The sequence below is a fragment of the Streptomyces sp. NPDC043685 genome (assembly GCF_056436585.1).
Genome location: NZ_JBWKCH010000011.1, coordinates 153,839 through 174,375 on the forward strand (window position 1 = coordinate 153,839; position 20,537 = coordinate 174,375).

Here is a 20,537-nt window from a genome sequence, read left to right on the forward strand (position 1 = left end):
GGGGGCCCGCCGCTGTCGAACGGCGGCCCAGGGGGGATGCGATGAGCACGTGGGAAGTGCCCGGGTACACCGGGTCGCTGGAACTCGGGGCAGGGGCGAGCGGGCGGGTCGTCCTGGCCGTCCACGAGGAGACCGGCGTCGAGGTCGCGGTGAAGTACCTCAGTGAGTCCCTGCGCACCCGGCCGGGTTTCGTGCACGAGTTCCGAGCGGAGGCGCGTCTGCTGGGCGGACTGGAGAGCCCGCACGTCGCCGGGTTGTACGAGTACGTGGAGAGCCCGGAGGGCGCCGCGATCGTGATGGAACTGGTCGACGGCGCCTCACTGCGCGCACTGCTGAAGCGGCAGGGCCCGCTCGAACCGGAGGCCGCGCTCGTCATCCTCAAGGGATCGTTGCTCGGTCTGGCCGACGCGCACCGGGTCGGCGTCGTCCACCGTGACTACAAGCCGGAGAACGTCCTCGTCACACCGGACGGACGCTCCAAGCTGACTTCGGCATCGCGGTGGACGCGGGCACCAGCGCGGGTGTGGCCGGAACCCCCTCCTACATGTCCCCGGAGCAGTGGACCGGTGCTCCCGCCTCCCCCGCCGCCGACGTGTACGCGGCCACCGCCACGTTCTTCGAGTGCCTGACGGGGCACAAGCCGTACCGCGGTGACAACCTCGCGGAACTCGCCCTCCAGCACGTCGACGCGCCCGTGCCGGCCGACGAGGCCCCCGAGCCGGTGCGGGACCTGGTGCGCCGAGGTCTGGCCAAGAACCCCGGGGAGCGGCCCGCACGGGCCGAGGATCTCGTGGTGGAGCTGGAAGCCGCCGCAGGCACCGCCTACGGCCCCGGCTGGGAGGAACGCGGCCGAAGCCGGCTCGCCGCGCTGGTGGCCCTGCTGCCGCTGTTCCTGCCCTCGTGTCATGAGGCGCCGCACAGCGCCACGGACACGGCCCGCACGGTTCTGCACCGGCGGCCGGGACGCGGGCGGGCGCAGTCCTGGCTGCCCGGCCGGCCCGGACTGCTCGTCTGCGCCGCCGCCCTGCTCGCGGCCCTCCTCGTCTCCGGGATCCCCTTCGACCCGGGAACCGCGGCACACCGGGAGGCGCAGGCCTTGGCCACCACCCGTGTGCGGTCCGGCCAGGGGACGGCCGCTCCACCCGCACCCGCAGCCTCCGCCCCGTCCGCGTCGGCCACGCCCACCGAGTCGGCCGGTCCGTCACCGTCACCCACCATGCCGCCCTCGGGCCCGGCGGCCGGCGAGTCGGGTGACCCCCCGGTCCCGGCCACCCCGGCCGCCGACCCGGAGACCACCACCCCCGGCGGCCCGGTCACCGCCGCGACCGCCACGACCACGGCGCCCGCTCCGCCCGCCGCCCCCACGGTCAAGGACATCGTGGTGTCGGCGTTCCGGCAGACGGGCCCCACGACCGCCACGGCCACCGTCGGCATCACCACGGACGGCACCGGGCCGATCTCCGTCACGGTCTCCTGGTTCACGGGCGGTACGGCGGGACAGCCGGGCACGGCGGACGGTGCGCCCCAGACCTTCGAACGCAGCGGCGCCACCGAGTACACGCTCACCGTCGACCACGCCTTCCAAGGCCTCGGCTGCTACTGGGCCGTTCAGGCCACCACCGCCCCGGCCGCGGTCGGCGGAGGCGCCACACAGCAGCTCCTGACCAGGCGGTGCGACCTCCGATGACCGCACATCACGACGCCGACAAATCCTCGTCGGCCCACGAGGTCAAGAAAGCTCCGGCTGCCACGGGCGTGCCCACCGGAGAACTGCCGACCGCCACGCGCGACCTGCGACCCCCCGACGGCAGGCCCCCGGGCGACGCGCCGAGCTCGGCCGACGCCGAGTACAGCGCCACCGCGCTGGCCAGCCACTGGATCCGGCGCCCCGGACAGGACGAGACCCTCGTCGAGCGCGATGCGGAGAGATGGCCGGAGCCACCCGACCGGGTCGAGGGCACCGTGCTGCGTTTCGGCCCGGGCGTGACCGCCACCGTCGCGCCGCGCACCGACCGGATGCCCGCCGCCGTACCACCACTCCCACCCCCGCGTCGGCGGCTGCGCAGACACACGCTGCCCGCGCTCGTCGTGCTCGGCGTCCTCGCGCTCCTCGCCTGGCAGCGCCTGGGACCACCGCTCGCCGTCCGCTCGGCCACGGTCACGGCCCGGCCGGCGGTACTCCACTGCGACGGCACCGCGCACATCGTCGCCCTGGTCACCACGAACGGCCGCCCGGGCACCTTGTCCTACCGCTGGGTCAGAAGTGACGGGTCCGCCTCGGGTGTCCTGGAAGAACCGATGGTCCGGGGACAGAAGCAGGCACGCCTCCATCTGCGCTGGACCTTCGAGGGCCCGGGGCACCAGGCGGCCCGCGCCGAACTGCGCCTCCTGTCCCCCGCCGAGCGCACGGCCACCGCCGGTTTCACGTACGACTGCCCCTGACCGCCTCCCTCGGCCCCTCCCGACCGGACGGGCCGGGAATCCGTAGGCCTGTGGGGGTGCGGCTCCGGTCCGAGCGCCGGAGCGGTTCCGCCGTGGAACAGTGGAGGAAAGCACGGGCCCCGGCCCCGTGAGGTCGCGGGCCGGAGGAAGGAGGCCGCGATGCGTTCCCCTGTGCTGGCGGGCGTCGACGGGTCCGGGAACGCGGCTGCGGCAGCCGAGTGGGCGGCCTGTGAGGCGGCGCTGCGCGGTGTTCCGCTGCGGCTGCTCCACGCCTCTCCGCGACTTCCCGGTTCCGGCGTCCCGGATTTCGCAGCGGAGCGATTGCGTGACATGGGCGCACAGTTGCTCCGGCGGACGGTCGCGGACCTGGCCGACCGCCATCCCGACCTCGGAGTGGAGGGGGCGCAGACGGACGACTCCCCGCCCGGGGCCCTCCTCGACGCAGCACGCGAAGCGGACATCCTTGTCGTCGGCACCCGTGGGACCGGAGGATTCGAGGGGCTGGCGGTCGGCTCGGTGGCCCTGCGGGCGGCGGCAGCGGCTCCCTGCCCCACCGTGCTCGTCCCCCACCGCCCCGGCGTCTTCGCGAACGGGGTGGCCGCACGGCACAGCGCCGGCCGGGTCGTCCTGGGATTCGACGCGCACCGGCCGGCCGGTGACGTGGCCGACTTCGCGTTCGCGGCCGCCGAGGCCCGGGCGGCGCGTCTGCACGTGGTGCACGCCTGGGCTCTGCCCGCCGAGTCCGTCTCCTCACGGACCTTGGTGGTGACCGAGGAGGACCGGGCGGGCTGGGAGGACCAGGAGGTCCTGCGACTGTCCGACCTGCTGCGTCCGTGGCGGGAGAAGTATCCCGGGGTGACGGTCGGCAGCGACTCCATGCTGCTTCACCCCGCCGAGGCGCTCCTGAACGCCTCCCGGGACGCGGAGCTGCTCGTCGTGGGGCGTCGCACCGAGCGGCAGACGGCAGACGGCCGGCTGGGGCCGGTCGCGCACGCCGTGCTGCACCACGTCCGCTGTCCGGTGGCGGTCGTACCGCACGGGCGGTGACGGCTCAGCCGTAGAACGCCTCGAACTCGTCGTACAGCGACGGGTCCACCACCTTGTTCTCCGCGGTGGCGTCCGCGAGTGGGATCCGGATGATCCGTGTACCGCGCAGGGCGACCATGCTGCCGAAGTCCCCGTCGTGGACGGCGTCGATGGCGTGCAGACCGAAACGGGTGGCCAGCCACCGGTCGAAGGCGCTGGGCGTGCCGCCGCGCTGGATGTGACCGAGGACCGTGGTGCGCGCGTCCTTCTCGGTCCGCGCCGAGATCTCCTGGGCCAGCCATTCACCGATGCCGGACAGCCGCACATGCCCGTACTCGTCGAGCGACTGGTCCTTGAGGATCATCTGACCCTCCTTGGGCACAGCCCCCTCGGCCACGACGACGATCGGCGCGTAGTTGATCTCGAACCGGCGCTTCACCAGCTCACAGACCTGATCGATGTCGAACGGACGCTCCGGGATGAGGATCACGTTGGCGCCACCCGCGACGCCGGCGTGCAGGGCGATCCACCCCGAGTGGCGCCCCATCACCTCCACCACGAGAGCCCGCATGTGTGACTCGGCGGTGGTGTGGAGGCGGTCGATGGCTTCCGTCGCGATGCCGACGGCGGTGTCGAAGCCGAAGGTGAAGTCGGTGCCCGAGACGTCGTTGTCGATGGTCTTCGGCACACCCACCAGGTTGATTCCCTGCCGGCTGAGCTCCGTGGCAACTCCCAGGGTGTCCTCTCCGCCGATCACGACGAGCGCGTCGATGTCGTGCGAGGCGAGAGTGTCCCGTACCCGTTGCAGTCCGTCATCGTGCTTGAACGGGTTCGTACGGGAGGATCCGAGGATGGTCCCGCCGCGGGGGAGGATCCCCCGCACGCTGGAGATATCCAGGGGAACGACGTCGTTCTTGAGCAGACCGAGCCAGCCGTCCCGCACTCCGGCGAAGTCGAATCCATAGGTCTGGACGCCTTTGCGGACGACACTGCGGATCACGGCGTTGAGGCCGGGGCAGTCACCGCCGCCGGTCAGCACTCCGACCTTCATGGGCCCTCTCCCATCCGCTGCGCACCCGGTGCGTTCCCGCTCTCACGGGGACCCGGCACGACTGCCGGGGCACACGGATCACCGTCTGTATCCAGCCTCCCCGCTTCCCCCCGAGGCGGCCACTCAACGTGCACCGGCCCGCCTGCCGTACCTCGCCGCGACCACTCCCCCGTTGTCGGCTCCCTCCCCGCTCGCGGCCGTCCGAGAGGGTGGCCGGGCCGGTCGCCCGCGGCGCACAGGGAGCCGCCGGGTACGAAGGCGGGGGCGGCGCCCCGGGCCGTGCGGAGGGACGCCGACCCGGTCGTCGACGATCTCCGGTTCGGTCTTCAGCCGATCCGTTCGGCCAGGGCGACGATGATTCCCGAGGGGCCGCGCAGATCGCAGAGCCGGTAGGCGTTCTCGTACCGCACCACCTCGCCGAGGAGCTCGGCGCCGTGCCGCCGCAGGCGGGTGATCGTGTCCTCGATGTCGTCGACGGCGAACATGACACGGTGCAGGCCCCGGGTGTTGGGGGCCGGGTCGAGCGGTTCGGCGACGATCGCCGCGGGGGCGTGGAACTCCGTCAGTTCCAGCCTGCCGTGACCGTCCGGGGTGCGCATCATCGCGACCAAGGCTGCGGTGTCAGTCGGCTGAAGTATCCTTCCCGCCACCGCTCACCCACTGCGAGGATCAACGGAATTGACCAGTTCGCCTGCTTTCCCTCTGCCCTTTCACGCCTCCCGTTCCCTGGCGTTCGCGACGCCCCGAACGCTTCGGGAACTGCAGATGATGCAGTGCAGCGCTCAGATTCGGGCGAAGCCCGGGTGGGTCGAGAAGATGAAGGCTCCCGACATCGTCGCGAAGTGGACGCAAGAAGCGGTCGCGCAGGGCCTCACCGAAGCGCAAGTTCGTTACGTCCTCGCCGAACTCGAGCACTATGCCGCGCTGCGGGACGAGCGAACCGGCATCGAGGTGTCCGCCGTCGACGGAGTGTGGCAGTCGGACGCACTGGTCGACGACGAGCTCAGATCGAGGCTGCGGAGCGCGGTTCGCGTTCTGGAGCAGGTTCCTGAAGCGGTACAGGACTGGCATCCCGGATCCGGCGGTCAGGTCCTCGATCTGGTGCATCCTTCTCTGTTCTGCCTGGTGCGAGAGGTGAGCGGCGGGCCCGAGCGGGCTTGGCAGAACCCGACGAACCACTACTCCAAGTACGAGTTCTCGGAGAAGTTCCAGTGGCTTCCCACCGATGTCGACGTCACCGAGGACGGCAAAGTCGTCTTCCGCTCGTACGTCAACAACGTCCATCCCGAAACGCATCGCGAACTGGCCTCCGTCCTGCCGGACTTGTTCGCCCGTATGCGCCCGCTGCTGGAGAACGTCCTCACCGATCTGCTCCATCCGCGGCCCCTGCGGATCGAGGCCGATCCCTATGGGTGGTACGACTCGGAGCCGGAATATCCGAACAGGTCCGACTACAGCGACGACGAGTCCTACGCCGAGGCCCGAACTGCGTGGGAAGTGGCCCACGACGCCTGGTGGGAGAACCGCCGCCCGGTGATCCCGGACGCTCCGGTCTTCACCCCGCCCGAGCGGCCCGGTGAATCCGCCCGGTTCGACCTGCGCGGCCGCCGTCTTCAGGTCATCGTCAAGCTCGCCACCATCCACCTCACCCCGGACAAGCCCGAGTACGCCGGTGGTTCCTGGCATGTCGAGGGGATGCTGAACGAGCGGATCGTCTCCACCGCCCTCTACTACTGGGACAGCGAGAACATCACCGAGAGCCGGTTGAGTTTCCGGGCGGCGCTCGACGACCCCAGCTACGAACAGAACGATGACAACGGTGTGCGCGAGGTCTACGGCCTGGAGGACGAGGACGCACTGAACCAGACGCTGGGATCGGCGTCGACCCCGGCGGGCCGCTGCCTGGCCTTCCCGAACGTCCTGCAACACCGTGTCGGCTCGTTCCGCCTCACGGACCCCACCCGCCCGGGGCACCGCAAGATTCTCGCGTTCTTCCTGGTCGACCCGTCGGAAACGCTCGTCTCGACGTCCGACGTGCCACCGCAGCAGCCCTGGTCCGACACCTCGACCATGACGCTCGAACAGGCCAAGAACTACCGCGAACAACTCATGCAGGAGCGCAAGTTCTTCGTCGACGAACACAACGAGCAGCTCTACGAGCGGGAGTTCTCCCTCTGCGAGCACTGACCGTCCCCGCCCGCTCCTGCCGCAGGCCGCTGGATGCCGAGCCCCTGAAGCACAGAGGCGATCGGCGGAGGCGGCCTGCGGCCCGCCCGGGACCGCACCCGAGATCAGGGGCTGGCGTCCCAGGGGCATGTGTCATGTCGACGGCGGGGTGAGTTTGGCGGCCACGGCGTCAAGGACCCAGTCCAGGCCGGTCGCGAAGGATGTCTCGGCGTCCAGGTCCGTGCCGTCGTGGACAGCCTTGGCCAGCGCCGGGAAGCGGCCGGTGGCCAGCATCTTGGTCACATGCGGGCCGGAGGCGCGCTGCCAGTCCCGCTTCGACAGGCCCGTGGCGCGCTCGGCCCGCAGGTTCGCGATCTCCCGCCTGATCGCGCCGGTGCAGTAGGCGCTGACGGTCTCCACGGCGCGCATGACGGTGTCGACGTCGGCGAGGCCGTCGAGGGCGGCCAGCTTGGCCTCCGTCACGGCGAGGCCGTTCGGGCCCAGGGTGGGGCGGCCACCGAGCAGGTCGGCCAGCCATGGGTGACGGAGGGCGGCCTGCCGGGTGCGGTGGGCGAGGGCGCGCAGGGCGTCCCGCCAGTCGCCGGGCTGTTCCTCGGGGAGGATCTCGGCCTGGACCTCGTCGACCATGAGGTCGAACAGCTCGTCCTTGGTGGCGATGTATCCGTACAGCCGCATGGGGCCGGCGTTCAGCCGGGCGGCGACTTTGCGCAAGGACACCGCCTCAAGCCCGCCCTCGTCGGCCAACGCGACGGCGGCGGCGACGATCCGATCGCGGTCGAGCGGCACGGGGCGAGCCGACGGCTCCGGCCGGTCCCACACGGTCATGGTCACACCCTCCTGTTGCGCTACATGGTAGGGCGTCAATACGGTGTATCGGCCTGAGACATCGTATCGCCGTGATCGGAAGCGGTCCCGCCGGCCTCACCTTCGCCCGTGTCCTGCACCGCCATGGCTACCCCGCCGCCGTCTTCGAACGCGATCCCGCCCCCGACGCGCGCGCTCAGGGCGGCACGCTGGACCTGCAGGAAGGACTCGGACAGCGGGCGCTGGACAAGGCCGGGCTGCTGGAGGAGTTCCAGGCACTGTCCCGCCCCGAGGGGCAGGCCATGCGGATCCTGGACACGGACGGAGCCGTTCTGCGTGACTGGCGGCCCCATCCGGACGAGCGAGCCAATCCCGAGATCGACCGCGGACAGCTCCGGGACCTGCTGCTCGGCCCCCTCGACGTCCAGTGGGGCCGGGGCGTGACGCACGTGGTGCCGGGGAGCGGGGACGGCGTACAGGTCCACTTCGCGGACGGGCGACGGGAGACGTTCGACCTCGTGGTCGGCGCGGACGGCGCCTGGTCACGGACCCGCGCGGCCGTCTCGTCGGTGACACCGCACTACACCGGCGTCACCACCGTCGAGACCTCACTCGACGACGTGGACACCCGCCATCCCGACCTCGCCCGGTTGATCGGCGAGGGCTCCGTGGCCGTGTACGGCGTGAACCGCGCGCTCGTCGCCCAGCGCAACAGCGGAGGCCACGTCAAGGTGTACGCCCAGTTCCGCGCGCCGCTGGACTGGCACACGGACCTGGACCTGGCCGACGCCGGGGCCGTGCGATCGAGCCTGCTGGCGCTGTTCCACGGCTGGGCCCCTCCCGTCCTGGACCTCCTCGGCCACGGCACGGCTTTCGTCCATCGCCCTCTCTTCGTCCTGCCCATGGCCCACACCTGGACCCACGTGCCCGGGGTGACGCTCCTGGGTGACGCCGCCCATCTGATGCCTCCCCTGGGCGCGGGCGCGAACCTCGCGATGCTGGAAGGTGCCGAACTCGCCGAGTCCCTCGCCACCTGCCCGGGAGACTGGGACGCGGCGGTCCGCGCCTTCGAGGAACAGATGTGGACACGGGCCGGCAGGTGGGCGAAGATCACGACCTCCGGTCTGGAACGCCTTGTCAGCCCGGATCCCGCCACCGCCCTGGCCTTCTTCGACGAACTCCAGCCGGCCTGACCGGCGCGTCGCACCGCCCGCACGGCCACCGCCGACCGCCTCAGTGGCCTCACGTGGCCCCGACGGCCACCTCGCCCCTGCCGTAACCGGGTCGCGCGGGACGCGGAGGCGCCGAGGCGACTCGAAGCGCACGATGGGGGAACCGGAAGAGAAACCCTGACGTACGAGGGGAGGCGAGGGGTCCGCCCGCCCGGCTCCCTCACCGGAAGGAAGACCACGATGGCGCACGAAGACCACGCCCAGGCTCAGCAGCCCGCGCCGGCCGCGCCGGGGACGCACAGGGACGGCGACGGCGTCACGCGCCGCCGTCCCTTGCCGGAGCGGCACGTCGAGGAGACGGTCGAGGTCGCGGTGCCGGTGAGCACGGCGTACAACCAGTGGACGCAGTTCAAGACCTTCCCGCGCTTCTCGACGGTGGTGCGGGGCGTCGAGCAGGTCAGGCCCACCGTGATCGAATGGAGTATGGGCTACGGGCCCCTCCGCCGCCGCTTCGCGGTCGAGATCGTGGAGCAGGACCCCGACGCCTACCTGGCCTGGCGCGGCGTGGAGCAGCACCCCTCCCACCGGGGCGAGGTCGAGTTCAGGCCGAACGGGTCCGGCGGCACCGCGATCACCGTCCGGATACTCCTCACACCGCGGGGAGCCACGAGGATCCTCACCCGCTCGTCCGGGGCCGCACGGCTCACCGCCCGGCTGGTGCGCGGCGACCTCATGAACTTCAAGCAGTTCATCGAGGGGATAGGGCAGGAGGGCGGGGCCTGGCGCGGCACCATCCGCAACGGCCGGGTGCAGCCCGATCACCCGGAACCGCCCAGGAGCCGCGTGGCCCAGTGGCCCGTCGGCTGACCCGCGTGCCGGACACGGCAAGAGAAAGGCGAACCGATGCAGAACCCGCCCGACGAGGAGCGGGAGACCGCTCTGTCCGTGACACCGCCGAAGAAGTGGGCGGCCGGAGTCCCCGCCGTCGTGCACGCGCTGGAGTACTCCCTGGAGCAGACCTCCCCGCGCAAGACAGGGGTGGACCTGCTGACCATCAACCAGGTGGGTGGGGTCGACTGCCCCGGCTGCGCGTGGGCGGATCCCGCCCCGGGCCGGCGCCATCGCAACGAGTACTGCGAGAACGGTGCCAAGCACATCAACGACGAGGCCACCACGCGCCGGATCACCGCTGACTTCTTCCGTGAGCACAGCGTCCGCGACCTCGCGGCCCGCTCCGACATGTGGCTCAACCAGCAGGGCCGGCTCACCGAACCGGTGATCAAGCGGCCCGGCTCCGACCACTACGAGCCCATCGGCTGGAACGACGCCCTGGGCGTCCTCGCGCGGGAACTCCAGACGCTGGACTCCCCCGACGAGGCCGTCTTCTACACCTCCGGCCGCGCCAGCAACGAGGCCGCGTTCGTCCTGCAGCTCTTCGCCCGCGCCTTCGGCACCAACAACCTGCCCGACTGCAGCAACATGTGCCACGAGTCCAGCGGCTTCGCCCTGAGCGAGACCCTGGGCACCGGCAAGGGCACCGTCAGCCTCGACGACCTCCACCACGCCGACCTGATCTTCCTGGTCGGGCAGAACCCGGGCAGCAACCACCCGCGCCAGCTCTCCGCCCTGGAGGAGGCCAAGCGCAACGGCGGCCGGATCGTGGCGGTCAATCCGCTGCCGGAGGCCGGGCTGCGCCGCTTCAAGAACCCGCAGAAGGCACGTGGGCTCGTCGGACGCGGCACCCAGATCGCCGACCGCTTCCTGCACATCAAGCCCGGCGGCGACCTCGCCCTGTTCCAGGCCCTCAACCGCCTGCTGCTGGAGGCGGAGGACGCCCGGCCCGGCACCGTACTGGACCACGACTTCATCGACGCCCACACCACCGGCTTCGAGGAGTTCGCCCGGCACGCCCGCACCGTCGACTGGGACGATGTGCGCACGGCGACCGGACTGACCCGCGAGGAGATCGAGAAGGTCCGCGACGAGGTCCTGAACAGCGAACGCGTCATCGTCTGCTGGGCGATGGGCATCACCCAGCACAAGCATGGTGTGCCCACCGTCCGGGAGATCGTCAACTTCCTGATGCTGCGCGGCAATCTGGGCCGCGCCGGCACGGGCGCCTGCCCGGTGCGCGGCCACAGCAACGTCCAGGGCGACCGCACCATGGGCATCTGGGAGCAGATGCCGGACACCTTCCTCGACGCCCTGCGCACGGAGTTCGGCTTCGACCCGCCGCGCCCGCACGGTCTGGACTCGGTGAACTCCATCAAGGCGATGCTGGAGGGCCGCGTCAAGGTCTTCCTCGCCCTGGCCGGGAACTTCGTACGCGCCGCTCCCGACAGCGAGGTCACCGAGAAGGCGATGCGTTCGTGCCGGCTGACCGCCCACATCTCCACCAAGCTCAACCGTTCGCACACCGTCTGCGGCGACACCGCGCTGATCCTGCCGACCCTGGGGCGCACCGAGCGTGACGTGCAGGCCGACGGCGAGCAGTTCGTCACCGTCGAGAACTCCATGAGCGAGGTGCACACCTCCCAGGGCCGCCTGGAACCGGCCTCACCGCTGCTGTTGAGCGAAGTCGCCATCCTGTGCCGGCTCGCCCGCCGCACCCTGGACGGCAAGGCGGACATCCCCTGGGACACGTTCGAGGGCGACTACGGCACCATCCGGGACCGCATCTCCCGCATCGTGCCGGGCTTTCACGACTTCAACGCACGCGTGACCCGCCCCGGAGGCTTCCAACTGCCCAACCCGGTCAACGAGGGCGTGTTCAACAACAAGGTCGGCAAGGCCCTGTTCACCCGCAACGAGCTCGTGGTCCCCCGGGCACCCGAGGGGCACCTGCTGCTGCAGACGCTGCGCTCGCACGACCAGTGGAACACCGTCCCCTACACCGACAACGACCGCTACCGGGGCATCCACGGCAGCCGTCAGGTCGTACTCGTCAATCCGGCCGATCTGAACGAACTCGGTCTCGCCCAAGGTGATCGCGTCGACCTGGTGAGCGTCTGGGCGGACGGCACCGAGCGCCGGGCGGAGAACTTCGAGATCGTGCCCTACCCGGCCGCCAAGGGCTCGGCCGCCGCCTACTATCCGGAGACGAACGTCCTGGTGCCGCTGGACAGCGTCGCCGACATCAGCAACCAGCCCACGTCGAAGGGCATCGTCGTCCGCCTCGAACCCACCCGCGACCGGACGCAGCCCGCACCTGCCTGACCGTCAGGACCGGCGGTCGGCGCCACCTCGTGACATGAGTCCGGCGGGGAGGTGCACCTCCAGCACGAGCGCGGTACCGGCCACGCTCCGGTCTTCGTGCATGCGGATCCGTTGGCCGGCTTCGACATGCGTCCAGTGAGAGGGCGTGAGGGGAACGAGGCGGACGGTGGCCCGGCCACCGGGTTCCAGGAAGGGCATGTCCTCGACCCAGAGCCCGGCGATGCTGACCGCAACAGCACCCGTGGGTGAGAGGTTCCCGATGTCCCACATGGGTCGCAGCACACCGTGCCCGGAGATGGGCGTCCTGCGCCGCGCCTCCGGATGGAGGGTCAGATCCGCCCGGATCATGCCGTTGCGGAGTTCGGAACACCGCCAGTGGCACCACGCCGCGCTCCGTTCGAGGTGGAGCTGCTCAGCTGCCTCGGCAAGCCGCTCCCAGAACGTCAAGGGCAGCGGCTGACCATCCCCCAGCTCCTCCAGCAGGCTCAGGGCGACCTGCCATTCGTCGTGGGCGAGGTAGTCCCAGACGTCTCGCACGGTGATGTCGTGCTCGGTGGCGATCCTTTCCGGGACCAGGAGGGAAGCCGATTCGAGCAGCTCGGTGACATCCATGGGCTCATTGTCGGCCACGTGGCCGGCTGTGGGCGTCCCGGTCATCGCGGCAGGTCAGGTCCCTGAAAGGTCTCCAAGGAGCCGGTCTCGGTGTCGTAGCTGCGCAGGGTCGTCAGTCGGGCGCTCTGCGGCGGGGCCGGGAGCAGGTCAGGGATGCGCCGGTCGGCGAAGGCGCCGGCACGGCGGGTCCGGCCGAGGGTGATGTGCGGGGCCCAGCGCCCAGGCCGGTGGAAAGGGTTGAGGGACTCATGCGGGCTGTCCGAGGCCACCGCTTCCCACACCCGCCGGTGCAGTGCGGCCAGCGCGGAGTCGAGGTCCAGCGCCCAGGCCAGCACCGAGGTGGGCCGCTCGAAGCGGATCACACCGGTGCACCGCACCGGCAGCGGAAGGGCAGCGGCCACCTCGGCGAGCTCCCAGCGGATCGGGGCGGTCAGCTCAGGGCAGGCGGCGAGCGTGAGATGGGGCCTGTTGGTCGGTGAGCTGTGTCGCGCCTGACTGGGCAGCCCCGCGTCCGCGAGCCGCCGCCAGGCCTCCTCGACCGCTCGCTCTGTCGCCTCGTCTAACAACAGCTCGACCGTGCGCACCGCCGCAGCCTAACGCGACCGCATGCGTCGTCCTCGTCGGCCAGGCCGTCCCTTGGCGTTCCGGCGTTCGGCCGCCTCGATGGTGCGCGGCACCTTGACGAGGAGGAGCATGGGAGGGGAATCCGGCGTGGGCAGGCAGGGACGGTAAGGCCAAGGGGACATGTCATGACCGAGGTGAGGAAGCGCCATGCAGGCCATCGTCGTTCGAGACCGTGCCGCCGGAGCGGCCGGACTGTCCCTGACGGATCTTCCGTACCCCCACGCAGCCGAGAACGACGTCATCGTGCGGGTGCACGCCGCCGGCTTCACACCTGGTGAGCTCGACTGGCCGGCGACCTGGACCGACCGTGCCGGCCGTGACCGTACGCCGAGTGTCCCCGGGCACGAATTGTCGGGCGTGGTCGTGGAACTGGGCTACGGCACGACCGGAATCACCGTGGGTCAGCGGGTGTTCGGGCTGAGCGACTGGGCCCGCGACGGCTCACTTGCCGAGTACGTCGCCGTGGAGGCACGCAACCTCGCCCCCCTCCCGGCGGACCTGGACCACACGGTGGCGGCCGCACTGCCGATCTCCGGACTCACAGCGTGGCAGGGCCTGTTCGACCACGGTCATCTCGGGACGGGGCAGACCGTCCTGATCCACGGCGCGGCGGGCGGAGTCGGGTCGATCGCCGTGCAGCTCGCCCGTGAGGCCGGAGCCCGAGTGATCGGCACCGGCAGGGCAGCGGCCAAGGAGACGGCACTCGGGCTGGGCGTACACGAGTTCCTCGACCTGCAGAACGACCGGCTGGAGGACCTCGGCGAAGTTGATCTCGTCTTCGATGTGCTCGGCGGTGAGATTCTCGACCGCTCGACCGCACTGGTGCGCGCCGGCGGCACCCTCGTGACCATCGCCGAGCCACCTCGGATCCAGCCCGGGAACGGCCGGGCCGTCTTCTTCGTGGTCGAACCCGATCGCGGGCGGCTCGTGGACTTGGCCCGGCGCCTGAGGGACGGGCGGCTCCAGCCGATCATCGGAGAGGTGCGAGCGCTCGACGAAGCGCCCGCCGCCTTCGCGCCCGGGCGGCGGGGCCCGGGCAAGACGATCATCCGAGTGACGCAAGACTGACCAAGGCGCCGAGTGGGGCTCACGTCTCGCTCCCAGCGCTTTCTCCACTCCCTGGACGGGGTGGGGTGCGGCAGACGAAGGGCGATCATGGATCCGGTGGACGGCGTCGAGCTCCATACCCGTGCGTGGGGAACGGGCGGCCGCGTCGCCGTGCTGCTGCACGGCATGATGGCCGATTCGCGGGCGTGGTGGCGTGTCGGCCCCGCGTTGGCCGCACGCGGCTATCGGGTGATCGCGGTCGACCTGCCCGGCCACGGAGCGTCCCCGCGTTGTGCCGACGCGACCGTGGAGTCCTTCGTGGCGGCGCTTGTGCACTCGGTTCCCGCCGCGCCCGCACTGGCCATCGGCCACTCCATGGGCGGCGTGATCCTCGCGGCTGCGGCGGACCGGCTGCGGCCCGAGCGTGCGGTGTACGTCGACACCACCTTCGAGGGCGACTCCGATCCGGACCGGGCCGCGCTGACGCGGTGGTACACGACGGCGAAGAACGAGCGCACCCTCGAGTACCTGCTGCGGGAGCGGTCCTGGTGGAGCGAACAGGACATGACCGTGGAGGTGGAGGCGGTCAAGGCGTTCGATGTGACGACAGCCGTCAGCCTGTGCCTGTCGTCAGCGGGGAGGGATCTCACTCCCACGACCGGCATACCGTCGCTCGTGGTGCGAGCCCATCCGAGCCAGTACGTGACGTCCGACGTGGTGGCGAAGATGCTGGCACAGGGGTTCACCGTACGGTCCGTACCGGGAGCGGGCCACTGCGTCTGGTTCGGCTTCTTCGACGCGTTCATGGAGTCCCTGGAGGGCTGGGTCACGGAACGCTGACCTTGGAACCAGGACCGGCGGCGGCCGGACGAGCGCGGAACGGCGACGGGACAGGTGCGCGGTGGGGTGTGGTCCCCGCGGACGGTGAGGATGGCGCCGTCGCTGCTGAAGGCGAGGGAGCCCAGCCGATCGCGGCCAGGCCGGTGGCTCCTGGTACAACAACCAGTCCCGCGGCATCAAGGCCAGGATGTGCAACGCCAACAAGCAGCTCGTCCACACGACTCCGGGCGCTCCCTTCGGGGCCTCCTCGAGTTCAGCCGTCCCCGGCTTCGACGCCTCCTCGCAGGCCCCACTCGTCCAGCCGGGAGTAGATCAACGCGACACGGGCCCTCGGGGCGTCGAGTGCCGTGGCCTCGCCCGTATGGAGCGCCACCAGCGAGTCGGGCCCCCTCCACCAGGTGTCCGCCAGGCCCCTCACCTCGCGGACCGGCTCGTAGCCGTCCCACTCGATGTCGTCGACCTCATCACCGACCAGTTTGGTGACCCGCCTGGCCCACATCGACGCGTGGTGGGCCAGTGCCAGCGATTCCACCCAGCCCTCGACGGTCGCGTGGAGCGGGGCCCACCTGCCCGCGTGAATACCGAACTCACCGGACGGGCTGATCATGAACGAGTAGGGAACCGCGGTCCGCTGCGTTCCCGCTTCGAACCACCATCCTGCGGAGTCCGACTCGGGTGAGTCCGGATCGAGGTATTTCGGGCCTCCGTCGTACTGCGACGCGGGGGGCAGGAGCAGACCACCCCATCGCTTCTGGTAGGCCGCCATCCGGTCGATCACCGTGGCGGGGACGTCTCGCTCGAGCCACCACTGCCTGTGATCCTCGACCGGCCGTACGTCGACCTTGACGCCGTGCACGCCTACGAACGATCGAGCCCGTCGAGTCAGGCCACCGGGTAGGTCGTCGATGAGATGGACATTCACCAGAGGGACGCTACCCAGTCCTGTCGGCAGGCCGTCAGTCCCGGGCCGGCATCACCCGGGTCACCCTGCCTTTCAGGTCGGCCTCGAGATAGCCGGTGGCGTGGCCGTCGCCGAGGTAGACGGCCAGTCCCAGCGGGGTGTCGAACGTGTCATCCGCGGGGCGGACCAGGACGTAACGCGTGGTCGGGCGCTTGACGTTCAGGTCCTTCTCCGCCCGTTCCAGCAACGGGGGAAGAACGTCCCAGTCGAAGTCGTCCAGGCTGAAGGGGCGTTTGCCGCCGATGATCGAGTTGCTGATGATGCCCTTCTCGACGCCCTGGTCCGAGCGGTAGGTGTAGCTGTCGTACTTGGTGGCACTTCCCTCGACCATGATGTTCGCGGACACATAGCCCGGGTAGATCGTGAGGTCGCAGGCGCGGTCGGTGCCGGTGGCGGCCTTGAGCTCCTTCACCGCCGCCCGCAGGCCGTCCGGGGTGAGCAGGTCGGCCTTCGTGCCGGCTCGGGATTCCGATGCCGATGGTGTGGCTCTCGGCGGTGCCGAAGCCGTTTCCTTCGTCTTCGTCGTGGCCGAGCCGGGTGAATCGGCTGCCTTCCTGTCGTCGCCCCCGTGCGGTAGCAGCGTCCACATCAGGATGCCTGCCAGCACCGTCGCGACGACGGACGAGGCGATCGCGACGCGGCTCTTCGCGCGGCCTGTCGGTCGCGGCGGCACCGGCCGCGTGAAGCCTGCCGGCTGCGTGGGGCGTGCCGGGTAGGTGGGGCCTGCCGGGTACGGGGTGGGCGATCCGGCGGGACCGGGCACGGCGTCGTGCGGTGCCGTCGGTCCGACGCCGGTCGAGGGTCCGAAGCCCGTCGGCGGTCCGAAGCCGCTCGGCGGTCCGACGCTCGACGGCGGTCCGGACCCGGCCGGTGCGGGAGTCGGCCGCAGCGGAGGCGCCAGCGGATACGAGGTCGCCGCGCCCGCCCCGTCGGAAACGCTCGGAGCCCCGTCACGGCCGTCGGCCGCGTCCGCGAGCATCCGGTCGGCGCTTGCCACGTCCGCCCGCTCGGCCGGGTCTTTGACCAGCACGGCGTTCAGGAAGCCGGTCAGCACTCCGGCCCGGGCGGGCGGCGGCAGCTCCTCGCTCAGGAGGGCCGCCAGCGTGGCGAGGGTGGTGCCCCTGCGCAGCGGATGATGCCCTTCGACGGCGACGTACAGCATCATCGCCAGCGACCACAGGTCGGAGCCCGGACCTCCCTCACCCCCGGATATGCGCTCCGGGGCCATGTAGTCGGGTGTGCCGATGAGGGAGCCGGTCGCGGTCAGGACGGTCGACTCCCTGATGGCCGCGATGCCGAAGTCGGTGAGGACGGGACGCCCGTCGGGCCTCATCAGAACGTTGGCGGGTTTCACGTCCCGGTGCTGGATGCCGACGTCGTGCGCGGCGCGCAGCGCGGTCAGCACCTCGCGGCCGATTTTGGCCGCCTCGACGGGTGCCAGCGGCCCCTTGTCCAGTCGGTCCTGGAGCGATCCGCCGGTCACCAACTCCATGACGAGCCACGGGTAGGCGTGTTCCTCGCCGTCCACCACGTGGTGGATCGTCACCACGTTGGGGTGGTCGACGCGTGCGAGGGCCCGTGCCTCGCGCAGCACCCGGGCCCGCAGCATCGCCGCGGCCTGCGGATCGTATTCGGCGAGGCCGGGGTCGGACGGCCGTACCTCTTTGAGCGCCACTGCCCGGTCGAGGATGAGGTCGCGAGCGCGCCACACCAGGCCCATGCCACCGCCACCGAGTCGCGCCTGCAGTTCGAAGCGCCCGTCTACGACCCGTCTGCCGGATTCCCCGTCGTTCATGGCCGGGAGACTACGGGATACCGGCTTCAGCGGTCTTGCGCAGGCGGGGGCTACCGCCTGCCGGCCCTGCCCGGTCCCGGGGCCCGGTCGTCCGGCCCCCGTTCGGCGCCCCGGCTCACGCCGCCCGGGCGTTGTCCCGTCTCAGTGCCGCGCGCAGCCAGGCGTCCGTGGAGCCCGGGGTGGGCTGTGGGCGGCTGCCCGGCCGGGTCAGGACGACGGCGGTGAGTTCCCAGTACCGGTCCAGTCGCGGCTCGGACGCGAGACGGGCGGCCAGTGAGCGGCGGAAGTCCTGCGTGTCGCGGCTGCGGTAGGCGCTCGCGTACGCCGCGACGTAGGCGTCAAGGGCCTCGCCCGGATGCGGGTCGTGTGCCCTGCGCAGGTGTGGCGCGGCGAGTTCGAATGCTTCGAGGAGGCCCGCGTACAGCTGGGCGGCGCCGCCGGCTCCCGCTACTCGGTGCACCTCCGGCTGGGGTTGCCGGCCGTCCGGGCAGGGAGCCGTCGTCATCGCGTGCAGCCGGGCGAAGGCGAGGGCCTGGGAGGGGTGCGGTTCGTCGGGCGGCTGGGGAACGGCCGCGTCCAGGAAGGCCGCGGTTGCCCGAGGTGGCATGCGCGGGGGCAGCCAGGTACGCCAGAACCTCGCCAGAGGTGCGGTGCTCGGCGGGGTGCCGAGCGCGGTGAGCAGTCTCAGTCGCCCGGCACGCTGGGCCGGCGGGCAGTCCCGCACCAGGTGGAGTGCCGCTTCCCGCCAGCGCAGGGCCTTCACCTCGTTGCCCAGCTCGCGCAGACGGCTGTCGACGGCGTCTTCCAGCGCGCCTCCGGCGGTGTCCTCGTCGTCGAGGACGCGGCGTATCTCGGTCAGGGGCAGGTCGAGGGTGCGCAGGGAGCGGATCAGCTGGAGCCGCTCCAGGGCCGCAGGGCCGTAGCGGCGGTGGCCGCCACTGCTGCGGGCGGCTTCCGGGAGCAAGCCCTGCTCGGAGTAGAAACGGACGGTCTTCACGGTGGCACCGGCGCGCTCGGCGAGTTCCCCGATGCTCCACAACGACTCGCGTGACGTGGACAGTTGAACCTCCCTCAGGGGGAGTTCCTACGGTACCGGGGCGCGGGCGAGGGCCGACGCCGTGGCCCGCGGACGATGGCGTGCGCGAACGGCGCCGCGCCGTGTGACGAGTTGCGGGAGGGTTTTGTGCGGGTGTTCATCATGGTGGCGGGGGCGTTCACGGGGGCCCATGTGTGGCAGGAGACGGCCGAGCGGCTGGTCGCGGCGGGCAGCGCGGTGCACTCGGTCGCGCTGACGGGCATCGACCCGGACCGGCCCGCCACACCGGCGGACGTCGGTCTTGAGACGCACATCGAGGACGTGATCGCGGCGATCGACGCGGTGGAAGCGACGTCCGGGCGTGAGATCGTGCTCGTCGGTCATGACTACGGGATCCACCCGGTGCTCGGCGCCGCCGACCGGCGGGCGGAGCGCATCGCGCGCGTGGTGTACCTGGACTGCGGGATGCCGCGAAACGGTGTTCCGGCGCTGGCCGCGGTACCGGACCAGGCTCTGCGCGCGCAACTGGCCGGACGCGCCGAGGCGGGCGAGCGCGAGGGTGTGCTGGCGCCACCGGCCGGTGCCGGGTGGGAGCGCTGGGGCAGTACCGACGGTGTCGGTGAGGCGGCCATGGAACGGCTGACCGCCCTGGCGATGCCTCAGCCGCTGGGAACTCTGTTTCAGCCGCTGCGGCTGACCGGAGCGGTGGCCGCGGTTCCGGTCACCGGTGTGCTGTGCGCCCGGAACGGCGCCACGATCGACCAGGTGCAGCGGCTGGTCGACTTCGGCGACCCCGCGCTGGCCGCCTTGACCGAACCTCAGGTCACCTTCTTCGAACTGCCCACCGGGCACTGGCCGATGCTGTCCTGCCCCGCCGCGCTGGCCGACGTCCTGCTGCGGGCCGCGGACGGTGCGGGACACCGCCTGCGTCCGGCCGGGGACGACGCGACGGCGCCTGCCCATCTGCGCCCGTTCCCGCTGGACGTCCCCGAGCTGCCTCGGGACCGCCGGGGGAGCGTCGATCTGTACGTCCCCGAGGGGGAGGGCCCGCGACCGGCCGTCGTCTTCGTGCACGGCGGGCCGGTGCCCGCCGGGGCGCGGCCACGCCCGCGCGAGTGGCCGGCCCTGGTGGGGTACGCCCGCCTGGCCGCCGCCGAGGGCATGGTCGGGGTGACGCTCGACCACGGCCTCCACGACCTCGCGGACTATGACCGCGCGGCGGCGGACATCGCCGCAGGGGTGGAACTGGTGCGGGCCGACTCGCGGGTGGACGCCGACCGGATCGCCTTGTGGTTCTTCTCCGGCAGTGGCCTCCTCACCACGGACTGGCTGATCAAGCCGCCCGCCTGGCTGCGCTGCCTGGCCGCGTCCTATCCCGTCCTGGCCCCTCTTCCCGCGTGGGGGATGGCCGGCAGCCGCTTCCATCCCGCAAGGGCGGTCGATCAGGCGGGCGCTCTGCCCTTCGTCCTCCTCCGCGCCGGTCGGGAGGCACCCGAGATCGCCGCGACCGTCGAGGCGTTCGTGACCGCGGCCGCCGACTGTGCGGCGCGGCTCGAGCTGGTCGATGTCCCCAACGGCCACCACGCGTTCGAGACGCTCGACGCGCCGGAGGAGACCGTCCCGGCCCTGCGCCGGGCGATGCGTGCGGTGGTCAGCCACCTGGCCGGCTGACTCCCGCCCCACCCGGCACCACCGGCGGCCGGGGGCGAGTGCCCCTGGCCGCC

General features: G+C 71.4%; 16 protein-coding genes and 2 pseudogenes. 10 read left to right on the plus strand and 8 right to left on the minus strand.

Annotation, left to right across the window (positions count from 1 at the left end):
- Positions 1-41: 41 nt before the first annotated feature.
- From AC0665_RS31830 to AC0665_RS31840, 3 genes and pseudogenes are all read left to right on the plus strand, one after another.
- Positions 42-1,687: pseudogene (locus AC0665_RS31830) on the plus strand (serine/threonine-protein kinase).
- Positions 1,684-2,442, plus strand: coding sequence for a hypothetical protein (locus tag AC0665_RS31835; protein WP_478706352.1), 759 nt, complete (start codon positions 1,684-1,686; stop codon positions 2,440-2,442). Before AC0665_RS31830 ends, AC0665_RS31835 begins: the two are co-directional and overlap by 4 nt.
- 159 nt (positions 2,443-2,601) lie before the next feature.
- Positions 2,602-3,489, plus strand: coding sequence for a universal stress protein (locus AC0665_RS31840; protein ID WP_478608665.1), 888 nt, complete (start codon positions 2,602-2,604; stop codon positions 3,487-3,489).
- Positions 3,490-3,493: 4 nt separating this feature from the next.
- Here the strand turns inward: AC0665_RS31840 and AC0665_RS31845 are convergent, their stop codons facing one another.
- Positions 3,494-4,519, minus strand: a complete 1,026-nt coding sequence (locus AC0665_RS31845; protein WP_468412338.1) for a 6-phosphofructokinase — start codon at positions 4,517-4,519, stop codon at positions 3,494-3,496.
- Positions 4,520-4,845: 326 nt separating this feature from the next.
- Positions 4,846-5,127, minus strand: a pseudogene (locus tag AC0665_RS31850) (VOC family protein); the annotation flags it as partial.
- Between the two features lie 70 nt (positions 5,128-5,197).
- On the opposite strand from AC0665_RS31850, the gene AC0665_RS31855 reads away from it, so the two are divergent.
- A complete protein-coding gene (locus AC0665_RS31855) occupies positions 5,198-6,706 on the plus strand; it encodes a DUF4246 domain-containing protein (protein WP_478706353.1) in 1,509 nt (502 codons plus the stop codon).
- Between the two features lie 132 nt (positions 6,707-6,838).
- Here the strand turns inward: AC0665_RS31855 and AC0665_RS31860 are convergent, their stop codons facing one another.
- On the minus strand, positions 6,839-7,531 hold the full coding sequence (locus tag AC0665_RS31860) for a TetR/AcrR family transcriptional regulator (RefSeq protein ID WP_468638890.1): 693 nt from the start codon (positions 7,529-7,531) through the stop codon (positions 6,839-6,841).
- Between the two features lie 53 nt (positions 7,532-7,584).
- On the opposite strand from AC0665_RS31860, the gene AC0665_RS31865 reads away from it, so the two are divergent.
- From AC0665_RS31865 to AC0665_RS31875, 3 genes are all read left to right on the plus strand, one after another.
- Positions 7,585-8,703, plus strand: coding sequence for an FAD-dependent oxidoreductase (locus tag AC0665_RS31865; RefSeq protein ID WP_478706421.1), 1,119 nt, complete (start codon positions 7,585-7,587; stop codon positions 8,701-8,703).
- A 219-nt stretch (positions 8,704-8,922) separates the two neighbouring features.
- On the plus strand, positions 8,923-9,549 hold the full coding sequence (locus AC0665_RS31870) for an SRPBCC family protein (protein WP_478706354.1): 627 nt from the start codon (positions 8,923-8,925) through the stop codon (positions 9,547-9,549).
- 36 nt (positions 9,550-9,585) lie between these two features.
- The gene (locus AC0665_RS31875; protein WP_478608652.1) at positions 9,586-11,898 is read left to right on the plus strand and encodes an FdhF/YdeP family oxidoreductase; all 2,313 of its coding nucleotides are present in this window, start codon (positions 9,586-9,588) and stop codon (positions 11,896-11,898) included.
- A 3-nt stretch (positions 11,899-11,901) separates the two neighbouring features.
- On the opposite strand, the gene AC0665_RS31880 is transcribed toward AC0665_RS31875, so the two are convergent.
- Both AC0665_RS31880 and AC0665_RS31885 read right to left on the minus strand, forming a co-directional pair.
- A complete protein-coding gene (locus AC0665_RS31880; RefSeq protein WP_478608649.1) occupies positions 11,902-12,510 on the minus strand; it encodes a hypothetical protein in 609 nt (202 codons plus the stop codon).
- 41 nt (positions 12,511-12,551) lie between these two features.
- Entirely contained in the window at positions 12,552-13,094 is a 543-nt protein-coding gene (locus tag AC0665_RS31885) for a 2'-5' RNA ligase family protein (protein WP_478706355.1), read from the minus strand.
- A 187-nt stretch (positions 13,095-13,281) separates the two neighbouring features.
- On the opposite strand from AC0665_RS31885, the gene AC0665_RS31890 reads away from it, so the two are divergent.
- Together AC0665_RS31890 and AC0665_RS31895 are read left to right on the plus strand one after the other, a co-directional pair.
- Positions 13,282-14,202 carry an NADP-dependent oxidoreductase gene (locus tag AC0665_RS31890; protein WP_478706356.1) on the plus strand — a complete coding sequence of 307 codons (921 nt, stop codon included), beginning with the start codon at positions 13,282-13,284 and terminating at the stop codon, positions 14,200-14,202.
- Positions 14,203-14,289: 87 nt separating this feature from the next.
- Complete coding sequence (locus AC0665_RS31895; protein ID WP_478706357.1) at positions 14,290-15,021, plus strand: alpha/beta fold hydrolase; 732 nt, start codon at positions 14,290-14,292, stop codon at positions 15,019-15,021.
- Positions 15,022-15,274: 253 nt separating this feature from the next.
- Here AC0665_RS31895 and AC0665_RS31900 read toward each other — a convergent pair whose 3' ends face one another.
- The 3 genes from AC0665_RS31900 to AC0665_RS31910 form a co-directional block, all read right to left on the minus strand.
- Positions 15,275-15,877 carry a hypothetical protein gene (locus AC0665_RS31900; RefSeq protein ID WP_478706358.1) on the minus strand — a complete coding sequence of 201 codons (603 nt, stop codon included), beginning with the start codon at positions 15,875-15,877 and terminating at the stop codon, positions 15,275-15,277.
- Positions 15,878-15,977: 100 nt separating this feature from the next.
- Positions 15,978-17,777, minus strand: coding sequence for a serine/threonine-protein kinase (locus AC0665_RS31905; RefSeq protein WP_478706359.1), 1,800 nt, complete (start codon positions 17,775-17,777; stop codon positions 15,978-15,980).
- Between the two features lie 115 nt (positions 17,778-17,892).
- Positions 17,893-18,837: a helix-turn-helix domain-containing protein gene (locus AC0665_RS31910; protein ID WP_478608891.1), complete on the minus strand. Its 945-nt coding sequence runs from the start codon at positions 18,835-18,837 to the stop codon at positions 17,893-17,895.
- A 123-nt stretch (positions 18,838-18,960) separates the two neighbouring features.
- Between AC0665_RS31910 and AC0665_RS31915 the strand changes: the two genes are divergently transcribed.
- The gene (locus AC0665_RS31915) at positions 18,961-20,484 is read left to right on the plus strand and encodes an alpha/beta hydrolase (RefSeq protein WP_478706360.1); all 1,524 of its coding nucleotides are present in this window, start codon (positions 18,961-18,963) and stop codon (positions 20,482-20,484) included.
- The last annotated feature ends 53 nt before the right edge of the window (positions 20,485-20,537 follow it).